General features: G+C 71.8%; 17 protein-coding genes. 11 read left to right on the top strand and 6 right to left on the bottom strand.

Annotated elements, in window-relative coordinates; genetic code table 11:
* The first annotated feature begins 2 nt into the window (after window positions 1–2).
* The 4 genes from A3Q37_RS28885 (at window position 3) to A3Q37_RS28870 (ending at window position 3,590) form a co-directional block, all read left to right on the top strand.
* Window positions 3–1,190 (top strand): ArsA-related P-loop ATPase, encoded by a 1,188-nt coding sequence (locus A3Q37_RS28885; protein WP_065488865.1) that lies wholly within the window; start codon window positions 3–5, stop codon window positions 1,188–1,190.
* 82 nt (window positions 1,191–1,272) lie between these two features.
* Window positions 1,273–1,740, top strand: a complete 468-nt coding sequence (locus tag A3Q37_RS28880; RefSeq protein ID WP_065488863.1) for a DUF5304 domain-containing protein — start codon at window positions 1,273–1,275, stop codon at window positions 1,738–1,740.
* Between the two features lie 75 nt (window positions 1,741–1,815).
* A complete protein-coding gene (locus A3Q37_RS28875) occupies window positions 1,816–2,757 on the top strand; it encodes an ROK family glucokinase (RefSeq protein WP_030086593.1) in 942 nt (313 codons plus the stop codon).
* 80 nt (window positions 2,758–2,837) lie between these two features.
* Window positions 2,838–3,590: an endonuclease/exonuclease/phosphatase family protein gene (locus A3Q37_RS28870; RefSeq protein WP_065488860.1), complete on the top strand. Its 753-nt coding sequence runs from the start codon at window positions 2,838–2,840 to the stop codon at window positions 3,588–3,590.
* Window positions 3,591–3,634: 44 nt separating this feature from the next.
* Here the strand turns inward: A3Q37_RS28870 and A3Q37_RS28865 are convergent, their stop codons facing one another.
* Window positions 3,635–4,330, bottom strand: a complete 696-nt coding sequence (locus A3Q37_RS28865; RefSeq protein WP_065488857.1) for a hypothetical protein — start codon at window positions 4,328–4,330, stop codon at window positions 3,635–3,637.
* A complete protein-coding gene (locus tag A3Q37_RS28860; RefSeq protein WP_065488855.1) occupies window positions 4,323–5,102 on the bottom strand; it encodes a carboxylesterase in 780 nt (259 codons plus the stop codon). The genes A3Q37_RS28865 and A3Q37_RS28860 overlap by 8 nt, the downstream gene beginning before the upstream one ends.
* Before the next feature lie 235 nt (window positions 5,103–5,337).
* Between A3Q37_RS28860 and A3Q37_RS28855 the strand changes: the two genes are divergently transcribed.
* The 4 genes from A3Q37_RS28855 (at window position 5,338) to A3Q37_RS28840 (ending at window position 9,162) form a co-directional block, all read left to right on the top strand.
* Entirely contained in the window at window positions 5,338–6,093 is a 756-nt protein-coding gene (locus A3Q37_RS28855; RefSeq protein WP_176711531.1) for a 1-acyl-sn-glycerol-3-phosphate acyltransferase, read from the top strand.
* Between the two features lie 31 nt (window positions 6,094–6,124).
* Window positions 6,125–7,378, top strand: a complete 1,254-nt coding sequence (macS, locus tag A3Q37_RS28850; protein WP_065488853.1) for a MacS family sensor histidine kinase — start codon at window positions 6,125–6,127, stop codon at window positions 7,376–7,378.
* Window positions 7,375–8,079: a response regulator transcription factor gene (locus A3Q37_RS28845; protein ID WP_065488851.1), complete on the top strand. Its 705-nt coding sequence runs from the start codon at window positions 7,375–7,377 to the stop codon at window positions 8,077–8,079. The genes macS and A3Q37_RS28845 overlap by 4 nt, the downstream gene beginning before the upstream one ends.
* Window positions 8,080–8,163: 84 nt before the next feature.
* Window positions 8,164–9,162 (top strand): 2-hydroxyacid dehydrogenase, encoded by a 999-nt coding sequence (locus A3Q37_RS28840; RefSeq protein ID WP_065488850.1) that lies wholly within the window; start codon window positions 8,164–8,166, stop codon window positions 9,160–9,162.
* Window positions 9,163–9,165: 3 nt separating this feature from the next.
* On the opposite strand, the gene A3Q37_RS28835 is transcribed toward A3Q37_RS28840, so the two are convergent.
* Together A3Q37_RS28835 and A3Q37_RS38390 are read right to left on the bottom strand one after the other, a co-directional pair.
* Entirely contained in the window at window positions 9,166–11,064 is a 1,899-nt protein-coding gene (locus tag A3Q37_RS28835; RefSeq protein ID WP_107471606.1) for an anthranilate synthase family protein, read from the bottom strand.
* A 92-nt stretch (window positions 11,065–11,156) separates the two neighbouring features.
* Window positions 11,157–11,225, bottom strand: coding sequence for a trp operon leader peptide (locus tag A3Q37_RS38390; RefSeq protein WP_106429850.1), 69 nt, complete (start codon window positions 11,223–11,225; stop codon window positions 11,157–11,159).
* A 102-nt stretch (window positions 11,226–11,327) separates the two neighbouring features.
* On the opposite strand from A3Q37_RS38390, the gene A3Q37_RS28830 reads away from it, so the two are divergent.
* Both A3Q37_RS28830 and A3Q37_RS28825 read left to right on the top strand, forming a co-directional pair.
* Window positions 11,328–12,674, top strand: a complete 1,347-nt coding sequence (locus A3Q37_RS28830; RefSeq protein ID WP_065488957.1) for a class II 3-deoxy-7-phosphoheptulonate synthase — start codon at window positions 11,328–11,330, stop codon at window positions 12,672–12,674.
* Between the two features lie 163 nt (window positions 12,675–12,837).
* Window positions 12,838–13,080 carry a bacterioferritin-associated ferredoxin gene (locus A3Q37_RS28825; RefSeq protein ID WP_065488849.1) on the top strand — a complete coding sequence of 81 codons (243 nt, stop codon included), beginning with the start codon at window positions 12,838–12,840 and terminating at the stop codon, window positions 13,078–13,080.
* A 24-nt stretch (window positions 13,081–13,104) separates the two neighbouring features.
* Here A3Q37_RS28825 and bfr read toward each other — a convergent pair whose 3' ends face one another.
* Complete coding sequence (gene bfr, locus A3Q37_RS28820) at window positions 13,105–13,584, bottom strand: bacterioferritin (protein ID WP_007451289.1); 480 nt, start codon at window positions 13,582–13,584, stop codon at window positions 13,105–13,107.
* A 158-nt stretch (window positions 13,585–13,742) separates the two neighbouring features.
* Between bfr and A3Q37_RS28815 the strand changes: the two genes are divergently transcribed.
* Entirely contained in the window at window positions 13,743–14,375 is a 633-nt protein-coding gene (locus A3Q37_RS28815; RefSeq protein WP_065488848.1) for a sulfite oxidase-like oxidoreductase, read from the top strand.
* A gap of 7 nt (window positions 14,376–14,382) precedes the next feature.
* Here A3Q37_RS28815 and A3Q37_RS28810 read toward each other — a convergent pair whose 3' ends face one another.
* Window positions 14,383–15,255: a deoxyribonuclease IV gene (locus A3Q37_RS28810; protein ID WP_065488847.1), complete on the bottom strand. Its 873-nt coding sequence runs from the start codon at window positions 15,253–15,255 to the stop codon at window positions 14,383–14,385.
* Window positions 15,256–15,257: the final 2 nt, after the last annotated feature.

The raw sequence follows: 15,257 nt of genomic DNA, 5'->3' as shown, positions 1-15,257 counted from the left end.
ACATGCGTACGGTCCTGGTCACCGGCCCCGGCGGCGCGGGCCGTACCACCGTCGCGGCGGCCACCGCACTGGCCGCCGCCGCCCGCGGCGGCCGCACCCTGCTGCTCTCCGCCGAGGCCATACCCGGCTTCCCGGCCGCCACCGGACCCACCCCGGTCGCCGACCGCCTCGACCACCTCCGCATCGACTCCGGCGAGCACTTCCGCGCCGAACTCACCGAACTCCAGAAGCGCGCCTCCGGCGTCCTGGACCTGCTCGGCGCGGGCCGGCTCGACGGCGAGGAGCTCACCGAACTCCCCGGTTCCCCGCAGCTCGCCCTGCTGCACACGCTGCGCCGCGCCGCCGAGGGCGACCTGTCCGGGTACGACACCCTCGTCGTCGACCTCCCGCCGCTGCCCGAGGCCCTGGCCCTGCTCGCCCTCCCGGAACAGCTCCGCCGCTATCTGCGCCGGCTGCTCCCCGCCGAACGCCAGGCCGCCCGCGCCCTGCGCCCCGTCCTCGCCCAGCTCGCCGGGGTCCCGATGCCCGCCCAGTGGCTGTACGAGGCCGCCGCCCGCAAGGACGAGGAGCTGGCCGCCGTCCAGGCCCTGATCGAGGACGAGGCCACCACGCTCCGGCTGGTCGCCGAGCCCGGCCCGGCCGCCGAGGACGCCCTGCGCACCGCCCGTACCGGCCTCGCCCTGCACGGGCTGACCGCCGATCTGCTGGTCGCCTCCCGCGTGCTGCCCCGGCACTCCTCCGACCCCTGGTTCGCCGCGCTCGCCGCCCAGCAGGAGAAGTGCCTGGACCACTGGCACCAGGACCTGGCCCCGGACCTGCCCGTGCACGAGGCCGCCCACCTGGGCCGCGACCCCGAGGGCGTGGGCGACCTGGCCGCGCTGGAGATCCCCGCCCCCGACGACCGGACGCCCGGCCGGACCGGCGACCCCTGGTGGACCGAGGAGGAGCAGGACCCGGAGGACGGGACCACGACCATCGCCTGGTGCCTGCCGCTGCCCGGGGCCGCCAAGGAGGACCTGCGTCTGGTCCGCCGGGGCGACGAACTGCTCCTGACCGTCGGCCCCTTCCACCGGATCGTGCGGATCGCCTCCGCGCTGCGCCGCTGCACCGTCTCCGGCGCGGCCCTGGCCGACGGGGTGCTGCGGGTGCGGTTCACCCCGGACCCGGCCCTGTGGCCGCGCACTTCCTGAACGCCGTGCGGCCATTCGGGTAACGTCGGTAGTACGTGAACCGCAGGCCGACCGTCGGCCGCCCGCGTCGCAGGAGTCCGCCATGAGTGAAGCCACCGACCGTCCCGCCGACGGCGACGCGTGGGCCGACGCCTGCGCCGAGGACCTCGCGGCCGAGAAGGCCCGCCGCCGCGCGCAGTACGGCCCGCAGCCCGGATCCGCCGCCGAGGAGCTGCGCAAGCTGGTCGACGCCGTCGCCGACAAGGTCTCCTCGCTCCAGACCCCGCTGTTCGGCGTCGCCGCCCCCGCGGTCCAGCAGGCCATCCGGCAGGCGAAGTCCGCCGTGGAACCGGTCATCGAACGCAACCCCCAGGTCTTCGACCACCTCGCCGCAGCGGGCAACGAACTGCTGGCCGCCTACCGCTCCGCGGTGGAGGGCCAGGAGAGCCGCTGGACCCGCACCACCGAGGGCGCCTCGGGCACCGCGGGCCCCTCGAAGCAGGCCGCCGACGACCCGTCCGACCCCCGGGACGAGGGCCCTTCCGGCACCGAACGCATCGACCTGGACTGACCGGCTCCGGCCGGTACCGGGCGCGGCCTCGGGTACGGTTGCCCCTAGCGGGGCTCGACCGAAACTGAGGGATTCATGGGACTCACCATCGGCGTCGATATCGGCGGCACGAAGATCGCGGCTGGAGTGGTCGACGAAGAGGGCCGGATCCTCTCGACGTTCAAGGTGGCGACCCCGCCGACGGCCGAAGGCATCGTCGACGCGATCTGCGCGGCGGTCGCCGGGGCGAGCGAGGGTCATGACGTGGAGGCCGTCGGCATCGGCGCCGCCGGTTACGTCGACGACAAGCGCGCCACCGTCCTGTTCGCACCGAACATCAACTGGCGTCACGAGCCGCTCAAGGACAAGGTCGAACAGCGCGTCGGCCTGCCCGTCGTCGTGGAGAACGACGCCAACGCCGCGGCCTGGGGCGAATACCGCTTCGGGGCCGGCCAGGGCCACGACGACGTCATCTGCATCACGCTCGGCACCGGCCTCGGCGGCGGCATCATCATCGGCAACAAGCTGCGCCGCGGACGCTTCGGCGTGGCCGCCGAGTTCGGCCACATCCGGGTCGTCCCGGACGGTCTGCTCTGCGGCTGCGGCAGCCAGGGCTGCTGGGAGCAGTACGCCTCCGGCCGCGCGCTCGTCCGGTACGCCAAGCAGCGCGCCAACGCCACCCCCGAGAACGCCGCCGTGCTGCTCGGCCTCGGCGACGGCTCGGTGGACGGCATCGAGGGCAAGCACATCAGCGAGGCCGCCCGCCAGGGCGACCCGGTGGCCATCGACTCGTTCCGCGAGCTGGCCCGCTGGGCCGGTGCCGGACTGGCCGACCTCGCCTCGCTGTTCGACCCGTCCGCGTTCATCGTCGGCGGCGGCGTCTCGGACGAGGGCGAGCTCGTCCTCGACCCGATCCGCAAGTCGTTCCGGCGCTGGCTGATCGGCGGCGAGTGGCGCCCGCACGCCCAGGTGCTCGCCGCCCAACTCGGCGGCAAGGCAGGGCTCGTGGGCGCGGCCGACCTCGCCCGCCAGGGCTAGGGGCCACTTCCGTACGACGCAGCGGACGCCCGTCGCCGCCCTCCGGGGCAGCGGCGGGCGTCCGCCGTATCGTGGCCCGCATGGTCCTGACGCCCCTGCCCGACTCCCGTACCGAGCCGGACGGTTCAGCCGTCATCCGAGTGCTGAGCTACAACGTCCGCTCCCTGCACGACGACACCGCGGCCCTGGCCCGGGTCATCCGCGCCTGCGCCCCCGATCTGGTGCTCGTCCAGGAGGCCCCGCGCTTCTTCCGCTGGCGCAAGGCCGCCGCCCGGCTCGCGAAGAGCAGCGACCTGGTGGTGCTGAGCGGCGGGGCCACCGCCGCCGGACCCCTGCTGCTGTGCTCGCTGCGCGCGCGGGTCGAGCGCACCGAGGACGTCCTGCTGCCCCTCACCCCCGGCCTGCACCGCCGGGGCTTCGCCACCGCCGTCGTGCGGATCGCCGGGGCCCGGCTCGGGGTGCTCAGCTGCCATCTGAGCCTCCAGCGCGACGAACGCCTCGCCCAGGCCGACCGGCTGCTGGAACAGCTCGCCTCGATGGGCGTGGAGCACGCGGTGGCGGGCGGCGACCTCAACGACGTACCGATGGGGAAGGCGTTCCGGCAGCTGGCCGGGGAGCTCCAGGACTGCCGGGCCGTCGCCCCGTGGGGCGGCGAGCTGACGTTCCCGCCCGACGCGCCCCGTAAGCGCATCGACGCCGTCTTCGCGACCCCGGGCATCGAGGTGCTCGGCTGCGGGGTGCCGGCCGGGCTCCCCGGGGTCAGTGACGCAGACCTGGGGGCGGCCACGGACCATCTGCCGGTCCTGGCCGCCCTCAGAGTGCCTGCCGGATGACGGTCACACGGCCCTCGCCCCTCAGGGGCCCCGCCGGGTGACGGTCACACGACCGCGCCGCGCCCCGGGTCGCCGAAGGTGTCGTCATCGTCGTCGCTCGGCATCCGGGCCACCAGGGTGGCGAAGCCGCCGAGGAACCCGCCGATGCAGAGCGTGGTGAGCCACCACGTCATCTCCCACTGGAGCAGCACCGCGATCAGCATCAGCACCGGCCCGCCGATCACCGCGAGCCAGGCGAACTTCGCCGTGACGTCGGCCTCCGGCAGCGGCGGCGGCTCCGGGGGCACGAAGTGGCCCTCGTCCCCGTCGTCCGGCTCGTCGATGCCGTCGTCCTTGGACTCGGGCAGCTCGTAGTCACGCGGGCCCGCGACGCCGGGCGCGAAGACCACCGAGCTGCCCAGCGGCTTCTTCTCGGGCGGCTTCGGTGGCGTCTTGCCGGAGCCTTTGTCCGCCGGGTCCCCGGCCGGGCCGTCGCCGGGCCCCGTCACATTGCGCTGGTCGTCCTCCAGCAGGGCCAGGTCCTCGATGGACTTGAACGGCTTGGCGCCCGGCGGATCCGGCGGCTCCTCCCCGTACCCCGCGACGATCGCGGCCCATGCCGCGTCCTCGTCGATCGCCCGCTCCTGCTCCGCTCCCTCGGCCCCCGCCGGCTTCGTCCCCTCCGGGACGGCCGCGGGCTCCGAGGGGCGCGGTTCGCGCTCCTCGTCGCTGCCTGTGCGATCCGCGTCGTGCTCAGCCACCGGACGTGCTCCCCTTCATCCCGACGTTCGGTGCGAGACGGCCGATGAACCGGTAGCTCTCATCGAAGATCCGCTCCGCATCATGGTCCAACGTCGCCACGTGGTAGCTCTGTTCCAGCAGGATCTCGGAAACATCCGTGGAGGAGATCCGGCTGAGGATCCGGGCGCTGTCGGCGGGCGGCACGACATGGTCCTGCGGGCTGTGCAGCAGCACCACCGGCTGGGTCACCTGGGGCAGCTCGCCGTCGACCAGCTTGAAGAACTTCCGCACCGAGTGGGCGCAGTGCAGTGGCACCCGGTCGTACCCCACCTCGTGCGAGCCGGGGAGCGCGATGTCGTCGGCCAGCCCCTTCGTCGTACGGACGAGGTGGCGGGCGACCGGCAGCGCGTACGCCGAGAGGCCGTGCACCTTGTTGGCCGGGTTGACCAGCACCAGACCGCTGATCGCGTCCCCGTGCTTGGCCGCGAGCCGCAGGGACAGCGCGCCGCCCATGGACAGCCCGAAGACGAAGACCTGCTCGCACGTCTCGGTGAGGACCCGCAGCTCCCGGTCCACCTCCGCGTACCAGTCCTGCCAGCCGGTGGCCGCCATGTCCTCCCAGCGGGTGCCGTGGCCCGGCAGCAGCGGCAGCGAGACCGTCAGTCCGCGCTCGGCGAGATAGTCGGCCCAGGGGCGCAGCGACTGCGGGGATCCGGTGAAGCCATGGCAGAGGAGGACGCCGACCTCTCCGCCCTCGTGGCGGAACGGCTCGGCTCCAGGGAGGACCGGCACCAGGGTCTCCTGTTCGTGGGACGGGGCGGGGAGGGCGCACCTGGGGGAGTGCTTGACGGATGACTTCACCGTACGCGACCGGACCGACACCGACCAGGGCCGTCACGCCCCCACGCAGCGCCCCGCACGGCCCGGCCGGGAGGCGGGTCCCCCTGCCGGGCGGCGGCCGCGACGACGGCACAGGCTAATCTCTAGCGACAGCACACAGGAGGAACCAGAGTTGATCTACGGCGCCATGAAGTTCTCCATCGGCGGGTCCCTGAAGCTCGCCTTCCGGCCGTGGGTGGAGGGTCTGGAGAACATCCCCGAGCGCGGTCCGGCGATCCTCGCCAGCAACCACCTCTCCTTCTCCGACTCGTTCTTCCTCCCGGCCGTGCTGGACCGCAAGGTCACGTTCATCGCCAAGGCCGAGTACTTCACCTCGCCCGGCGTGAAGGGCAAGCTCACCGCCGCCTTCTTCAAGGGCGTCGGCCAGCTCCCCGTCGACCGCTCCGGAGCGCGCGGCGCAGGCGAGGCGGCGATCAGGGCGGGCATCCAGGTCATCGAGAGCGGCAACCTCTTCGGTATCTACCCCGAGGGCACCCGCTCGCCCGACGGCCGCCTCTACCGCGGCAAGCCCGGCGGCCTCGCCCGGGTGGCGCTCGCCACCGGCGCCCCCGTCATCCCGGTCGCCATGATCGACACCGAGAAGATCCAGCCGCCCGGCCAGGTGGTGCCCAAGCTCATGCGCCCCGGCATCAGGATCGGCAAGCCGCTGGACTTCAGCCGCTACCAGGGCATGGACGGCGACCGCTTCATCCTGCGCTCGGTGACCGACGAGGTCATGTACGAGATCATGAAGCTCTCCGGCCAGGAGTACGTGGACATCTACGCCACCGCCGCCAAGCGCCAGATCGCCGACGAGGCGAAGGCCAAGGCCGAGGAGGCCAAGCGGGAGCGGAAGCAGGCCGCCGCGGGCAACGGAAACGGAACGGAACGGTCCGGCGCGTAACCGCGTCGTTGACCGTCCGGGGGGTGTGACCATGGCCAAGCGTGAGCGGGTCGTACGGATGTCGGTCGAGCTGCCGCTGTGGCGTGCGCTGACCGGCTACCGCGTCCTGACGATGATCTACGCGGTGCTGCTCGCGATCTTCGGCAAGGACGACTTCGGGCGGGAGCGGTTCGAGCGGCCCTGGATCGCCGTCGCCTATCTGGCGTTCCTCGCCGTGTGGACGCTCGCCACCCTGCCCAAGGTCCGCTCGGCGGCGAACTGCACCAAACGCTTCCTCGGCGCCGACCTCGTCGTCGCGCTGACCGGCATCCTGCTCACCCCGCTCGCCGACGTCGACTCCCAGTCCTTCGACGGCCCGACGCTGCCGTCGATCTGGACGGCCGGCGCGGTCCTCGCCTTCGCCATCAAGGGCGGCTGGCGGTGGGCGGCCTTCGCCTCCACGTTCGTCGCCGCCGCCAACATCATCCAGCGCGGCGAGCCCAGCCGGGACACCTACCACAACGTCCTGCTGGTCTGGGTCGCCTCCATCGCCATCGGGTACGTCGTCGAGGTCGCCCGCGCCAGTGAGCGCACCCTCGCCCGCGCCCTGGAGATCGAGGCCGCCACCCGCGAACGCGAACGGCTCGCCCGCGACATCCACGACAGCGTGCTCCAGGTCCTCGCCATGGTCCAGCGCCGCGGCACCGCCATCGGCGGCGAGGCGGCCGAGCTGGGCCGGATGGCCGGGGAACAGGAGGTCGCCCTGCGCACCCTGGTCTCCAGCGGCCTCGTGCCCCCCACCCGGGTCTCCGAGGACGCCGCCGAGGGCGCCGTGGTCCGCACGGTCGAGGTCGACGAGGAGGCGGGCCCCGCCGACCGGGCCCCCTGCGACCTGCGCGCCCTGCTCGCCCCGCACGCCGGATCCCGTACGAGCTTCGCCGAGCCGGGCGCCCCGGTGCTGCTCCCCGCCGCCGCGGCCCGGGAGCTGGCCGCCGCCGTCAGCGCCGCCCTGGACAACGTCCGGGTGCACGCGGGCCCGGACGCCCAGGCGTGGATCCTGGTCGAGGACGAGCCGGACGAGGTGATCGTCACGGTCCGGGACGACGGCCCCGGCATCCCCGAGGGACGGCTCGCCCAGGCCGAGGGGGAGGGGCGGCTCGGGGTGGCGCTCTCCATCCGCGGCCGGCTGCGCGACCTGGGCGGCACGGCAGAGCTGATCTCGGTGCCCGGACAGGGCTGCGAGGTCGAGTTGAAGGTTCCCAGAGCACCGAAGGTTTCCCGGGGGAAGGCAGGAACGGGCCGATGAGCACGCAGAACACACCGCAGGACGAGCAGGGGGCGGCGGACCGGCCCATCAGGGTCATGGTCGTCGACGACCACCCCATGTGGCGCGACGCGGTCGCCCGCGACCTGACCGAGTCCGGCTTCGACGTCGTCGCGACCGCCGGGGACGGCCCGCAGGCAGTGCGCCGGGCCAAGGCGGTCAGCCCGGACGTCCTCGTCCTCGACCTGAACCTCCCCGGCATGCCCGGCGTCCAGGTCTGCAAGGAGCTCGTCGGCTCCCACCCCGGCCTGCGGGTCCTGGTCCTCTCCGCGAGCGGCGAGCACGCCGACGTCCTGGAGGCGGTGAAGTCCGGGGCCACCGGCTATCTCCTGAAGTCCGCCTCCACCCAGGAGCTGACCGACGCCGTCCGCTCCACCGCGGCCGGCGACCCGGTCTTCACCCCGGGCCTGGCGGGCCTGGTCCTCGGCGAGTACCGCCGGCTCGCCTCCGACCCCGCCCCCGTGGCGTCGGACGAGCCGAAGGCCCCGCAGCTCACCGACCGGGAGACCGAGGTGCTGCGGTTGGTCGCCAAGGGCCTCTCGTACAAGCAGATCGCCGAACGGCTGGTGATCTCGCACCGCACGGTTCAGAACCATGTGCAGAACACCCTCGGCAAGCTCCAGCTGCACAACCGGGTGGAGCTCGTCCGGTACGCCATCGAGCGCGGCCTCGACGACGTCTGATCCGGCGGGGGCGGGGCCGCGGCCGTATATTCGGGCTGACCGGCCCTGCCCTGTTCCGTCCCCGGACCCAGCTCGGGAGAACCCGTGGAAATTCTGGCCTTCGGTGTGCAGTCCGACGAGAAGCCCCTGATCGAGAAGGCCTTCGAGGGGCTGCACGAGGTCCGCTGCCTGGACGTCTTCCTCAACCGGGACACCGCCCCCATCGCGGCCGGCCACGAGATCATCTCCACGAGCGTCAACGCCGACCTGAGCGCCCCGGTGCTCCAGACGCTCGCCGCGGGCGGCACGCAGATGATCGCCCAGCGCTCCACCGGCTTCAACAACATCGACCTGGAGGTCGCCGAGCGCCTCGCCCTGCGCGTCGCCCGGGTCTCGTCCTACTCGCCGTACTCGGTCGCCGAATTCGCCTGGACCCTCGCCATGGCCGTCAACCGGCGCATCATCCGCGCCGCGAGCCGCACCCGGGACTTCGACTTCCGCCTCGACGGGCTGCTCGGCCGGGACATGCGCGGCCGGACCGTCGGCGTGCTCGGCACCGGCAAGATCGGCGAGGCGTTCACCCGGATCGCCCACGGCTTCGGCATGAAACTGCTCGGCTGGGACGTCGTGGAGAACCCGGCCTGCGTCGAGCTGGGCATGGAGTACGTGGAAAAGGAGCGGCTGTTCGCCGAGGCCGACCTGATCAGCCTGCACGTACCGCTGCTGCCCGCCACCCAGCACATCATCGACGAGGGCGCCCTCAAGGCGATGAAGGACGACGCGATCCTCGTCAACTCCAGCCGCGGCGGCCTCATCGACACCGCCGCCCTGGTCACCGAACTCCGCGCGGGCCGCTTCCTCGGTGTCGGACTCGACGTGTACGAGGCGGAGGCCGGGCTGTTCTTCCTCGACAAGTCCCTGGAGGGCATCGACGACGACACCCTGGCCCGGCTGGTGACGTTCCCCAACGTCATCGTCACGTCGCACCAGGCGTACTACACCGAGGACGCGGTGGGCCAGATCATCGACGCGACCGTCAAGAACGTCACCGATTACCTGGCCCGCCGCCACAGCGAGAACGTCCTCGTGCCGAGGAACGCATAAAGCTCAGCGCGGCACGGGCAGCCCCGCCAGCAGCTCCGTCACGATCGCCGAGCCCCGCACGGTCAGCACCGACTCCGGGTGGAACTGCACCGAGGCGAACCCCGGCCCCCGCAGCGCGTGCAGCTCGCCGCTCTCCTCGTCGCGGCTCACCTCGATGCCGTGCGCGGCCAGCTCGGCGGCGGCCGGACCGCCGCACCGGGCGGTGAAGCTGTTGTAGAAGCCGACCGTCTCCGGCCGCCCGAACAGCTCGATCCTGGTCTGCGTCCCCTGGTACGGCACCGCCTTGCGGACGATCTCCAGGCCCAGCTCCGCCGCGATCAGCTCATGCCCGAGGCAGACCCCCAGCAGCCCGTGCCGGTGGTCCCGCACCAGCTCGGCGGCGATCTCCCGCAGCAGCCGCATCTTCGGGTCGGTGAGATCGCCCGGGTTGCCCGGGCCGGGGCCCAGCACCACGGGCCCGACGTGCGCCCGGACCGCCTCGCGCAGCCCCGGCTCGTCGTACCGGCGCACCGAGACGTCAAGCCCGGACGCCCGCAGCAGATGGGCCAGCATCGCGGTGAACGTGTCCTCGCCGTCCACCACCAGGGCGTGGCCGGACAGGTCCCGGACGCGCTCCTGCATCCGCAGCCAGAACGGGGCGAGCCCGCCGCGCCGGTCGTCCAGCGCCGCCTGCACCCGGGGGTCGGAGGCCAGGCGCGGCCGGTCCGCCTCCGCCGCCGGGCGGCCCGGCCGCACCCCGAGGGCGGCCAGCACCCCGGCCGCCTTGGCATGCGTCTCGGCGACCTCGCTCGCCGGATCCGAGTGGCGTACGAGCGTGGCCCCGACCGGCACCTTCAGCGAACCGTCGGGGGCGATGTCGGCCGTACGGATCAGGATCGGCGAGTCCAGGGTCTGCGCCCCGTTCGCGTCCCGGCCCAGCAGGGCCAGCGCCCCCGCGTAGTAGCCGCGGCCCCCGGACTCGTACCGCTCGATCACCCGGCACGCGTTCTGCACGGGGGAGCCGGTGACGGTCGCCGCGAACATCGTCTCGCGCAGCACGTCCCGTACATCCAGCGAGGACTTCCCGCGCAGCTCGTACTCGGTGTGCGCGAGGTGGGCCATCTCCTTGAGCCGGGGGCCGACCACCACCCCGCCCATGTCGCCCACCGTGCACATCATCTTCAGCTCCTCGTCGACCACCATGGACAGCTCCTCGCTCTCCTTGCGGTCCCCGAGGAACGCCAGCAGGCTCTCCGCGGTGGGCCCCTCGGCCGGGTAGCGGTACGTCCCGCTGATCGGGTTCATCACGACCGTCCCGCCCGACATCCGCACATGCACCTCCGGACTGGCTCCCACCAGCGTCCTGTCCCCGGTGTGCACCACGAACGTCCAGTACGCGCCCCGCTCGCCCGCCAGCAGCCGCCGGAACAGCGCCAGCGCGTCCGCCCGCCCGAACCCGGGGATCTCGCCCCGGAACGTCCGCCGGATCACGAAGTTCGCGCCCTCGCCCTGCCCGATCTCGTCCCGGATCACCCGCCGCACGATGTCCGCGTACGCCTCGTCCGGCACATCGAAGCCGCGGTCCGCCACGGTCACGTCATGCGCCGGCAGCGCCGCCAGCACCTCCGCGAGCCCCAGCTCATGACACTCGTCGGCGACCAGCACGCTCAGCGGGGTGCCGTCGTCGCGGACGTCGAACCCGCGCTCGGCGATCTGCCGGAACGGCACCAGCGCCAGCGCCGGCGACGCGCCCACCGGCAGATCGGCCAGCCGGTCCGCCTCCCGCACCCCGCCGATCAGCAGTTCGACGTGATCGTGGTCACGGCCGGGTGTCCGGCGGCGCAGCAACGCGAACGGCGGGGCGTCCTCCGCGAGCAGCCGGCGGATGAGGGCGGAGGCGGATCGGGACGGCATCCGGGACATGGGAGCAGCTTCCTTCCGGGGGAGAGGAACGGCTCCTGAACACGGAAAAGGCCGCCCCTCGGGCGGCCTTCGCGAAGTGTCAGCGCGATGAATCAGCGGGCCGCCGGATGAGCGGTCCACCACCAGTTCTGGATCGAGATCTGGATCTGTTGCGTCGACATACACCGACCCTAGCGGACGATCCGGGCACCGAAGCGGGTGTCTCAACTATTGAGCGTTCGAATGGACGCCCTCCTGGACCCCGTAATGTTGTGCACGTGACCGTGAACGCCAATACCTCCGTCGCCGGTGGCAACACCTGGCGAGACCTTCCCGCGGCGCAGCAGCCCGAGTACCCCGACTCCGAGGCGCTGCGCGATGTACTCGCGGACCTCGCGTCGTATCCGCCGCTCGTCTTCGCGGGCGAGTGCGACCAGCTGCGCGCCCGTCTGGGAGCCGTCGCCAAGGGCGAGGCGTTCCTGCTCCAGGGCGGCGACTGCGCCGAGGCCTTCGACGCCGTGTCCGCCGAGCACATCCGGGCCAAGCTGAAGACGCTGCTCCAGATGAGCGCCGTCCTGACCTACGCCGCCTCCGTGCCGGTCGTCAAGGTCGGCCGGATCGCGGGCCAGTACTCCAAGCCGCGCTCCAAGCCGACCGAGACCCGCGACGGCGTGACCCTGCCGACCTACCGCGGCGACTCGGTGAACGGCTTCGCCTTCACCGAGGAGGCCCGGGTCCCGGACCCGCAGCGGCTGAAGCAGATGTACCACGCGTCCTCCTCCACGCTGAACCTGGTGCGCGCCTTCACCACCGGCGGTTACGCCGACCTGCGCCAGGTCCACGCCTGGAACCAGGACTTCGTGAAGTCGTCCCCCGCGGGCCAGCGCTACGAGGCCCTGGCCCGCGAGATCGACAACGCCCTCAACTTCATGAAGGCGTGCGGCACCGACCCGGCCGAGTTCAAGGCGGTCGAGTTCTACGCCTCGCACGAGGCGCTGCTGATGGACTACGAGACAGCGCTGACCCGCACCGACTCGCGCACCGGCCAGCTGTACGACACCTCCGGCCACATGGTCTGGATCGGTGAGCGCACCCGCCAGATGGACGGCGCGCACATCGAGTTCGCCTCGAAGGTCCGCAACCCCATCGGCGTCAAGCTCGGCCCGACGACCACCGTCGACGAGGCCCTCGGTTACGTCGACCGCCTCGACCCCGAGCGCGAGCCCGGCCGGCTGACCTTCATCGTCCGCATGGGCGCCGACAAGGTCCGCGACAAGCTCCCCGAGCTGGTCGAGAAGGTCACCGCCTCCGGCGCGACCGTCGCCTGGGTGACCGACCCGATGCACGGCAACACCTTCGAGGCCGCCTCCGGCCACAAGACGCGCCGCTTCGACGACGTCCTGGACGAGGTCAAGGGCTTCTTCGAGGTCCACAAGGGCCTCGGCACCCACCCGGGCGGCATCCACGTGGAGCTGACCGGCGACGACGTCACCGAGTGCGTCGGCGGCGGCCACGAGATCTTCGTGGACGATCTGCACCAGCGCTACGAGACGGCCTGCGACCCCCGGCTCAACCGCAGCCAGTCGCTCGACCTGGCCTTCCTCGTCGCCGAGATGTACCGCGACCAGTAGAAGTCCTCGCCGGACGCACCTGTGGGGCACGGATCCATGTGATCCGTGCCCCACAGTCGTACCCAGGACTTTTGCGCCACCCTGGGGGCGGGTAAGGTTAGGTTAGCCTCACCGACGAAGACCGGGACGGCACCAGCGACCGACCCGCAGGGAGGTGAACCGCATGTACGTCTGCTCCTGCTTCGGCATCACGGAAGCACAGGTCAAGAAGCATGCGGACGCCGGTGCCTGCACACCCCGGCAGATCGCCTCGGCCTGCAAGGCCGGGACGGACTGCGGAGGATGTGTGCGCCGCATCCAGGCACTCCTGGGCCGGGGCGACTGCCCGCGCCGCGAACTGCTCGACCAGCGGCAGGAGCCCGTCGTCGCCTCCGTCGCCCGCCCGGTCCTCTCCGACGCCGCCTGAGACCGTCGTCGCCGACCGTCCGGACTAGCTCTCCGGCTGCTCGATCAGCTGCGCGATGTAGAGCGGCTCACCCAGCTTCTCGACCAGCTCCAGCTGGGTGTCGAGATAGTCGATGTGGTGCTCCTCGTCCTCCAGGATCGATTCGAAGATGTTCGCGGAGGTGATGTCCCCCTTGCCGCGCATCACTTCGATACCGCGCTTGAGGCGGTCGATCGCCTCCACCTCGACCTGGCGGTCCGCCTGGAACATCTCGGTGACCGTCTGACCCACCCGGACATGGAACAGCCGCTGATAGTTCGGCAGTCCGTCCAGGAACAGGATCCGGTCGGTGAGGATCTCGGCGTGCTTCATCTCGTCGAAGGACTCGGCCCGGGTGTACTTGGCCAGCTTGGTCCACCCGAAATTGTCCTGCATCTTCGCGTGCAGGAAGTACTGGTTGATCGCAGTCAGTTCGGCGGTCAGCTGCTCATTGAGAAACTCAAGGACCTCGGGGTCGCCCTGCATGACAAAGGCTCCTTCCAACCGGTGATCGATCTGGCAAGTTGGCCAGATCCTCGCACCGTGCTCAGCGGCCGTCCAGTAAGTGCACGCTTAGTACGAGTTGCCCCGATGAGGGTCGTCCCTGGTCATGACCACCCCTGCCTGTCTGTCACCATGGAGACATGGGTCAGCCGGAAAACCGGGAGAAGCGCGGAACAGAGCAGTCGGAGCTTCCACCAGGACAGCGATTGCAGCGCGGATGGCCGGTCACCCACTACGGGCCCGTTCCCAAGTTCAAGCCCGACCGCTGGGAGTTCCGCGTCTTCGGGGCCACCGCCGACGGCGACAAGCGCTGCTGGAACCACCAGGACTTCTCGGTGCTGCCGTTCTCCTCGGTCGTCGCCGATCTGCACTGCGTGACGAAGTTCAGCATGCTCGGCGCCGAATGGGGCGGGGTCCCCGCCCGGGCGATCCTCGACCTGGCGCCGCCCGCCCCCGACGCCACCCATGTGATGGTCTGGGCCGAGTACGGCTTCTCCTCGAACCTGCGCCTGACCGACTTCGCCTCCGAGCGCACCCTCTTCGCCACCCACAAGGACGGCGAACTCCTCACCGCCGAGCACGGCTTCCCGCTGCGTCTCGTCGTCCCGCACCTGTACGCCTGGAAGGGCCCGAAATGGGTCCGGGGCATCGAGTACATGACGGCGGACCGGCGCGGATTCTGGGAGGAGCGGGGCTACCACAACATCGGCGACCCCTGGTCCGAGCAGCGCTACTCCTACCAGGAGGAGCCGGGGGACGGCCCGGAGCTGTAAAGCTCTGCTAGGTCCGGCGGCTCTCCCGCAGCTCCTTCAGCCGGGCCACGTCCGCCGCGTGACCTCCCTTGCCGCCGGGCGTCTCGATGATCAGCGGTACGCCCTCGGTCGCCGGATGGGCGAACAGCTCGGCGAACGGCTCCGCCCCGATATGACCGGCGCCGATGTTCTCGTGCCGGTCCTTGTGGGCGCCCACGACGTCCTTGGAGTCATTGGCGTGAATCAGCTTCAGCCGCCCCTCGCCGACCGTCTCCACCAGCAGGTCCAGCGTCTGCCGCATCCCCGCCGGACCGGTCAGGTCGTGCCCGGCGGCGTAGATGTGGCAGGTGTCCAGACAGATGCCCAGCTTCGGGTGGGAGTCCAGCGCTTCGAAGTACGGCCCGAAGTCCCAGGTCCGCGAGCAGAGCGAGAAGCCCTGGCCGGCCGTCGACTCCAGCAGCAGATCCGGATCGTCGTCATGGGTCAGCTCGTCCAGCAGCGGCCGCATGTGCTCCCGCACCTGGGCCAGCGCCTCGGCGCGCGGCCGCCCGCCGGTCGCCGAACCGGTGTGCACCACCACGCCCAGCGCGCCGATCTCCCGGGCCCGCCGCAGCGAGTGGCGCAGGGACTCCACGGACTTCTCCACCGTCGCCTCGGTGTGCGAGCCGAAGTTGATCAGATACGGGGCGTGCACGTACGCCGGGATCGAGGCCGCCGCGCACTCGGCGCGGAACAGCTCGTCCTGCGCCGGGTTCCCGGCGGGCGTCGCCCAGCCGCGCGGGTTCGCCACGAAGACCTGCACGGTCTCCGCCGCCAGCTCGCGTGCGTACTCCAGGCCGACCTTCGCGAGGCCGCCCGCCACCGGGACATGCCCGCCCACCGGGTTCCGCAGAGCGTCCATGC

The sequence above is a fragment of the Streptomyces sp. PTY087I2 genome, assembly GCF_001687325.1.
Taxonomy (GTDB): domain Bacteria; phylum Actinomycetota; class Actinomycetes; order Streptomycetales; family Streptomycetaceae; genus Streptomyces.
Note: the sequence above shows the minus strand (reverse complement) of the source record. Positions and strands in the feature narration are given on the sequence as shown.

Coding starts and splice junctions, on each gene's coding strand:
- A3Q37_RS28885 (WP_065488865.1), top strand. CDS start 3: ATGCGTACGGTCCTGGTCACCGGCCCCGGCGGCGCGGGCCGTACCACC.
- A3Q37_RS28880 (WP_065488863.1), top strand. CDS start 1,273: ATGAGTGAAGCCACCGACCGTCCCGCCGACGGCGACGCGTGGGCCGAC.
- A3Q37_RS28875 (WP_030086593.1), top strand. CDS start 1,816: ATGGGACTCACCATCGGCGTCGATATCGGCGGCACGAAGATCGCGGCT.
- A3Q37_RS28870 (WP_065488860.1), top strand. CDS start 2,838: ATGGTCCTGACGCCCCTGCCCGACTCCCGTACCGAGCCGGACGGTTCA.
- A3Q37_RS28855 (WP_176711531.1), top strand. CDS start 5,338: ATGAAGTTCTCCATCGGCGGGTCCCTGAAGCTCGCCTTCCGGCCGTGG.
- macS (WP_065488853.1), top strand. CDS start 6,125: ATGGCCAAGCGTGAGCGGGTCGTACGGATGTCGGTCGAGCTGCCGCTG.
- A3Q37_RS28845 (WP_065488851.1), top strand. CDS start 7,375: ATGAGCACGCAGAACACACCGCAGGACGAGCAGGGGGCGGCGGACCGG.
- A3Q37_RS28835 (WP_107471606.1), bottom strand. CDS start 11,064: ATGTCCCGGATGCCGTCCCGATCCGCCTCCGCCCTCATCCGCCGGCTG.
- A3Q37_RS28825 (WP_065488849.1), top strand. CDS start 12,838: ATGTACGTCTGCTCCTGCTTCGGCATCACGGAAGCACAGGTCAAGAAG.
- bfr (WP_007451289.1), bottom strand. CDS start 13,584: ATGCAGGGCGACCCCGAGGTCCTTGAGTTTCTCAATGAGCAGCTGACC.
- A3Q37_RS28815 (WP_065488848.1), top strand. CDS start 13,743: ATGGGTCAGCCGGAAAACCGGGAGAAGCGCGGAACAGAGCAGTCGGAG.
- A3Q37_RS28810 (WP_065488847.1), bottom strand. CDS start 15,255: ATGGACGCTCTGCGGAACCCGGTGGGCGGGCATGTCCCGGTGGCGGGC.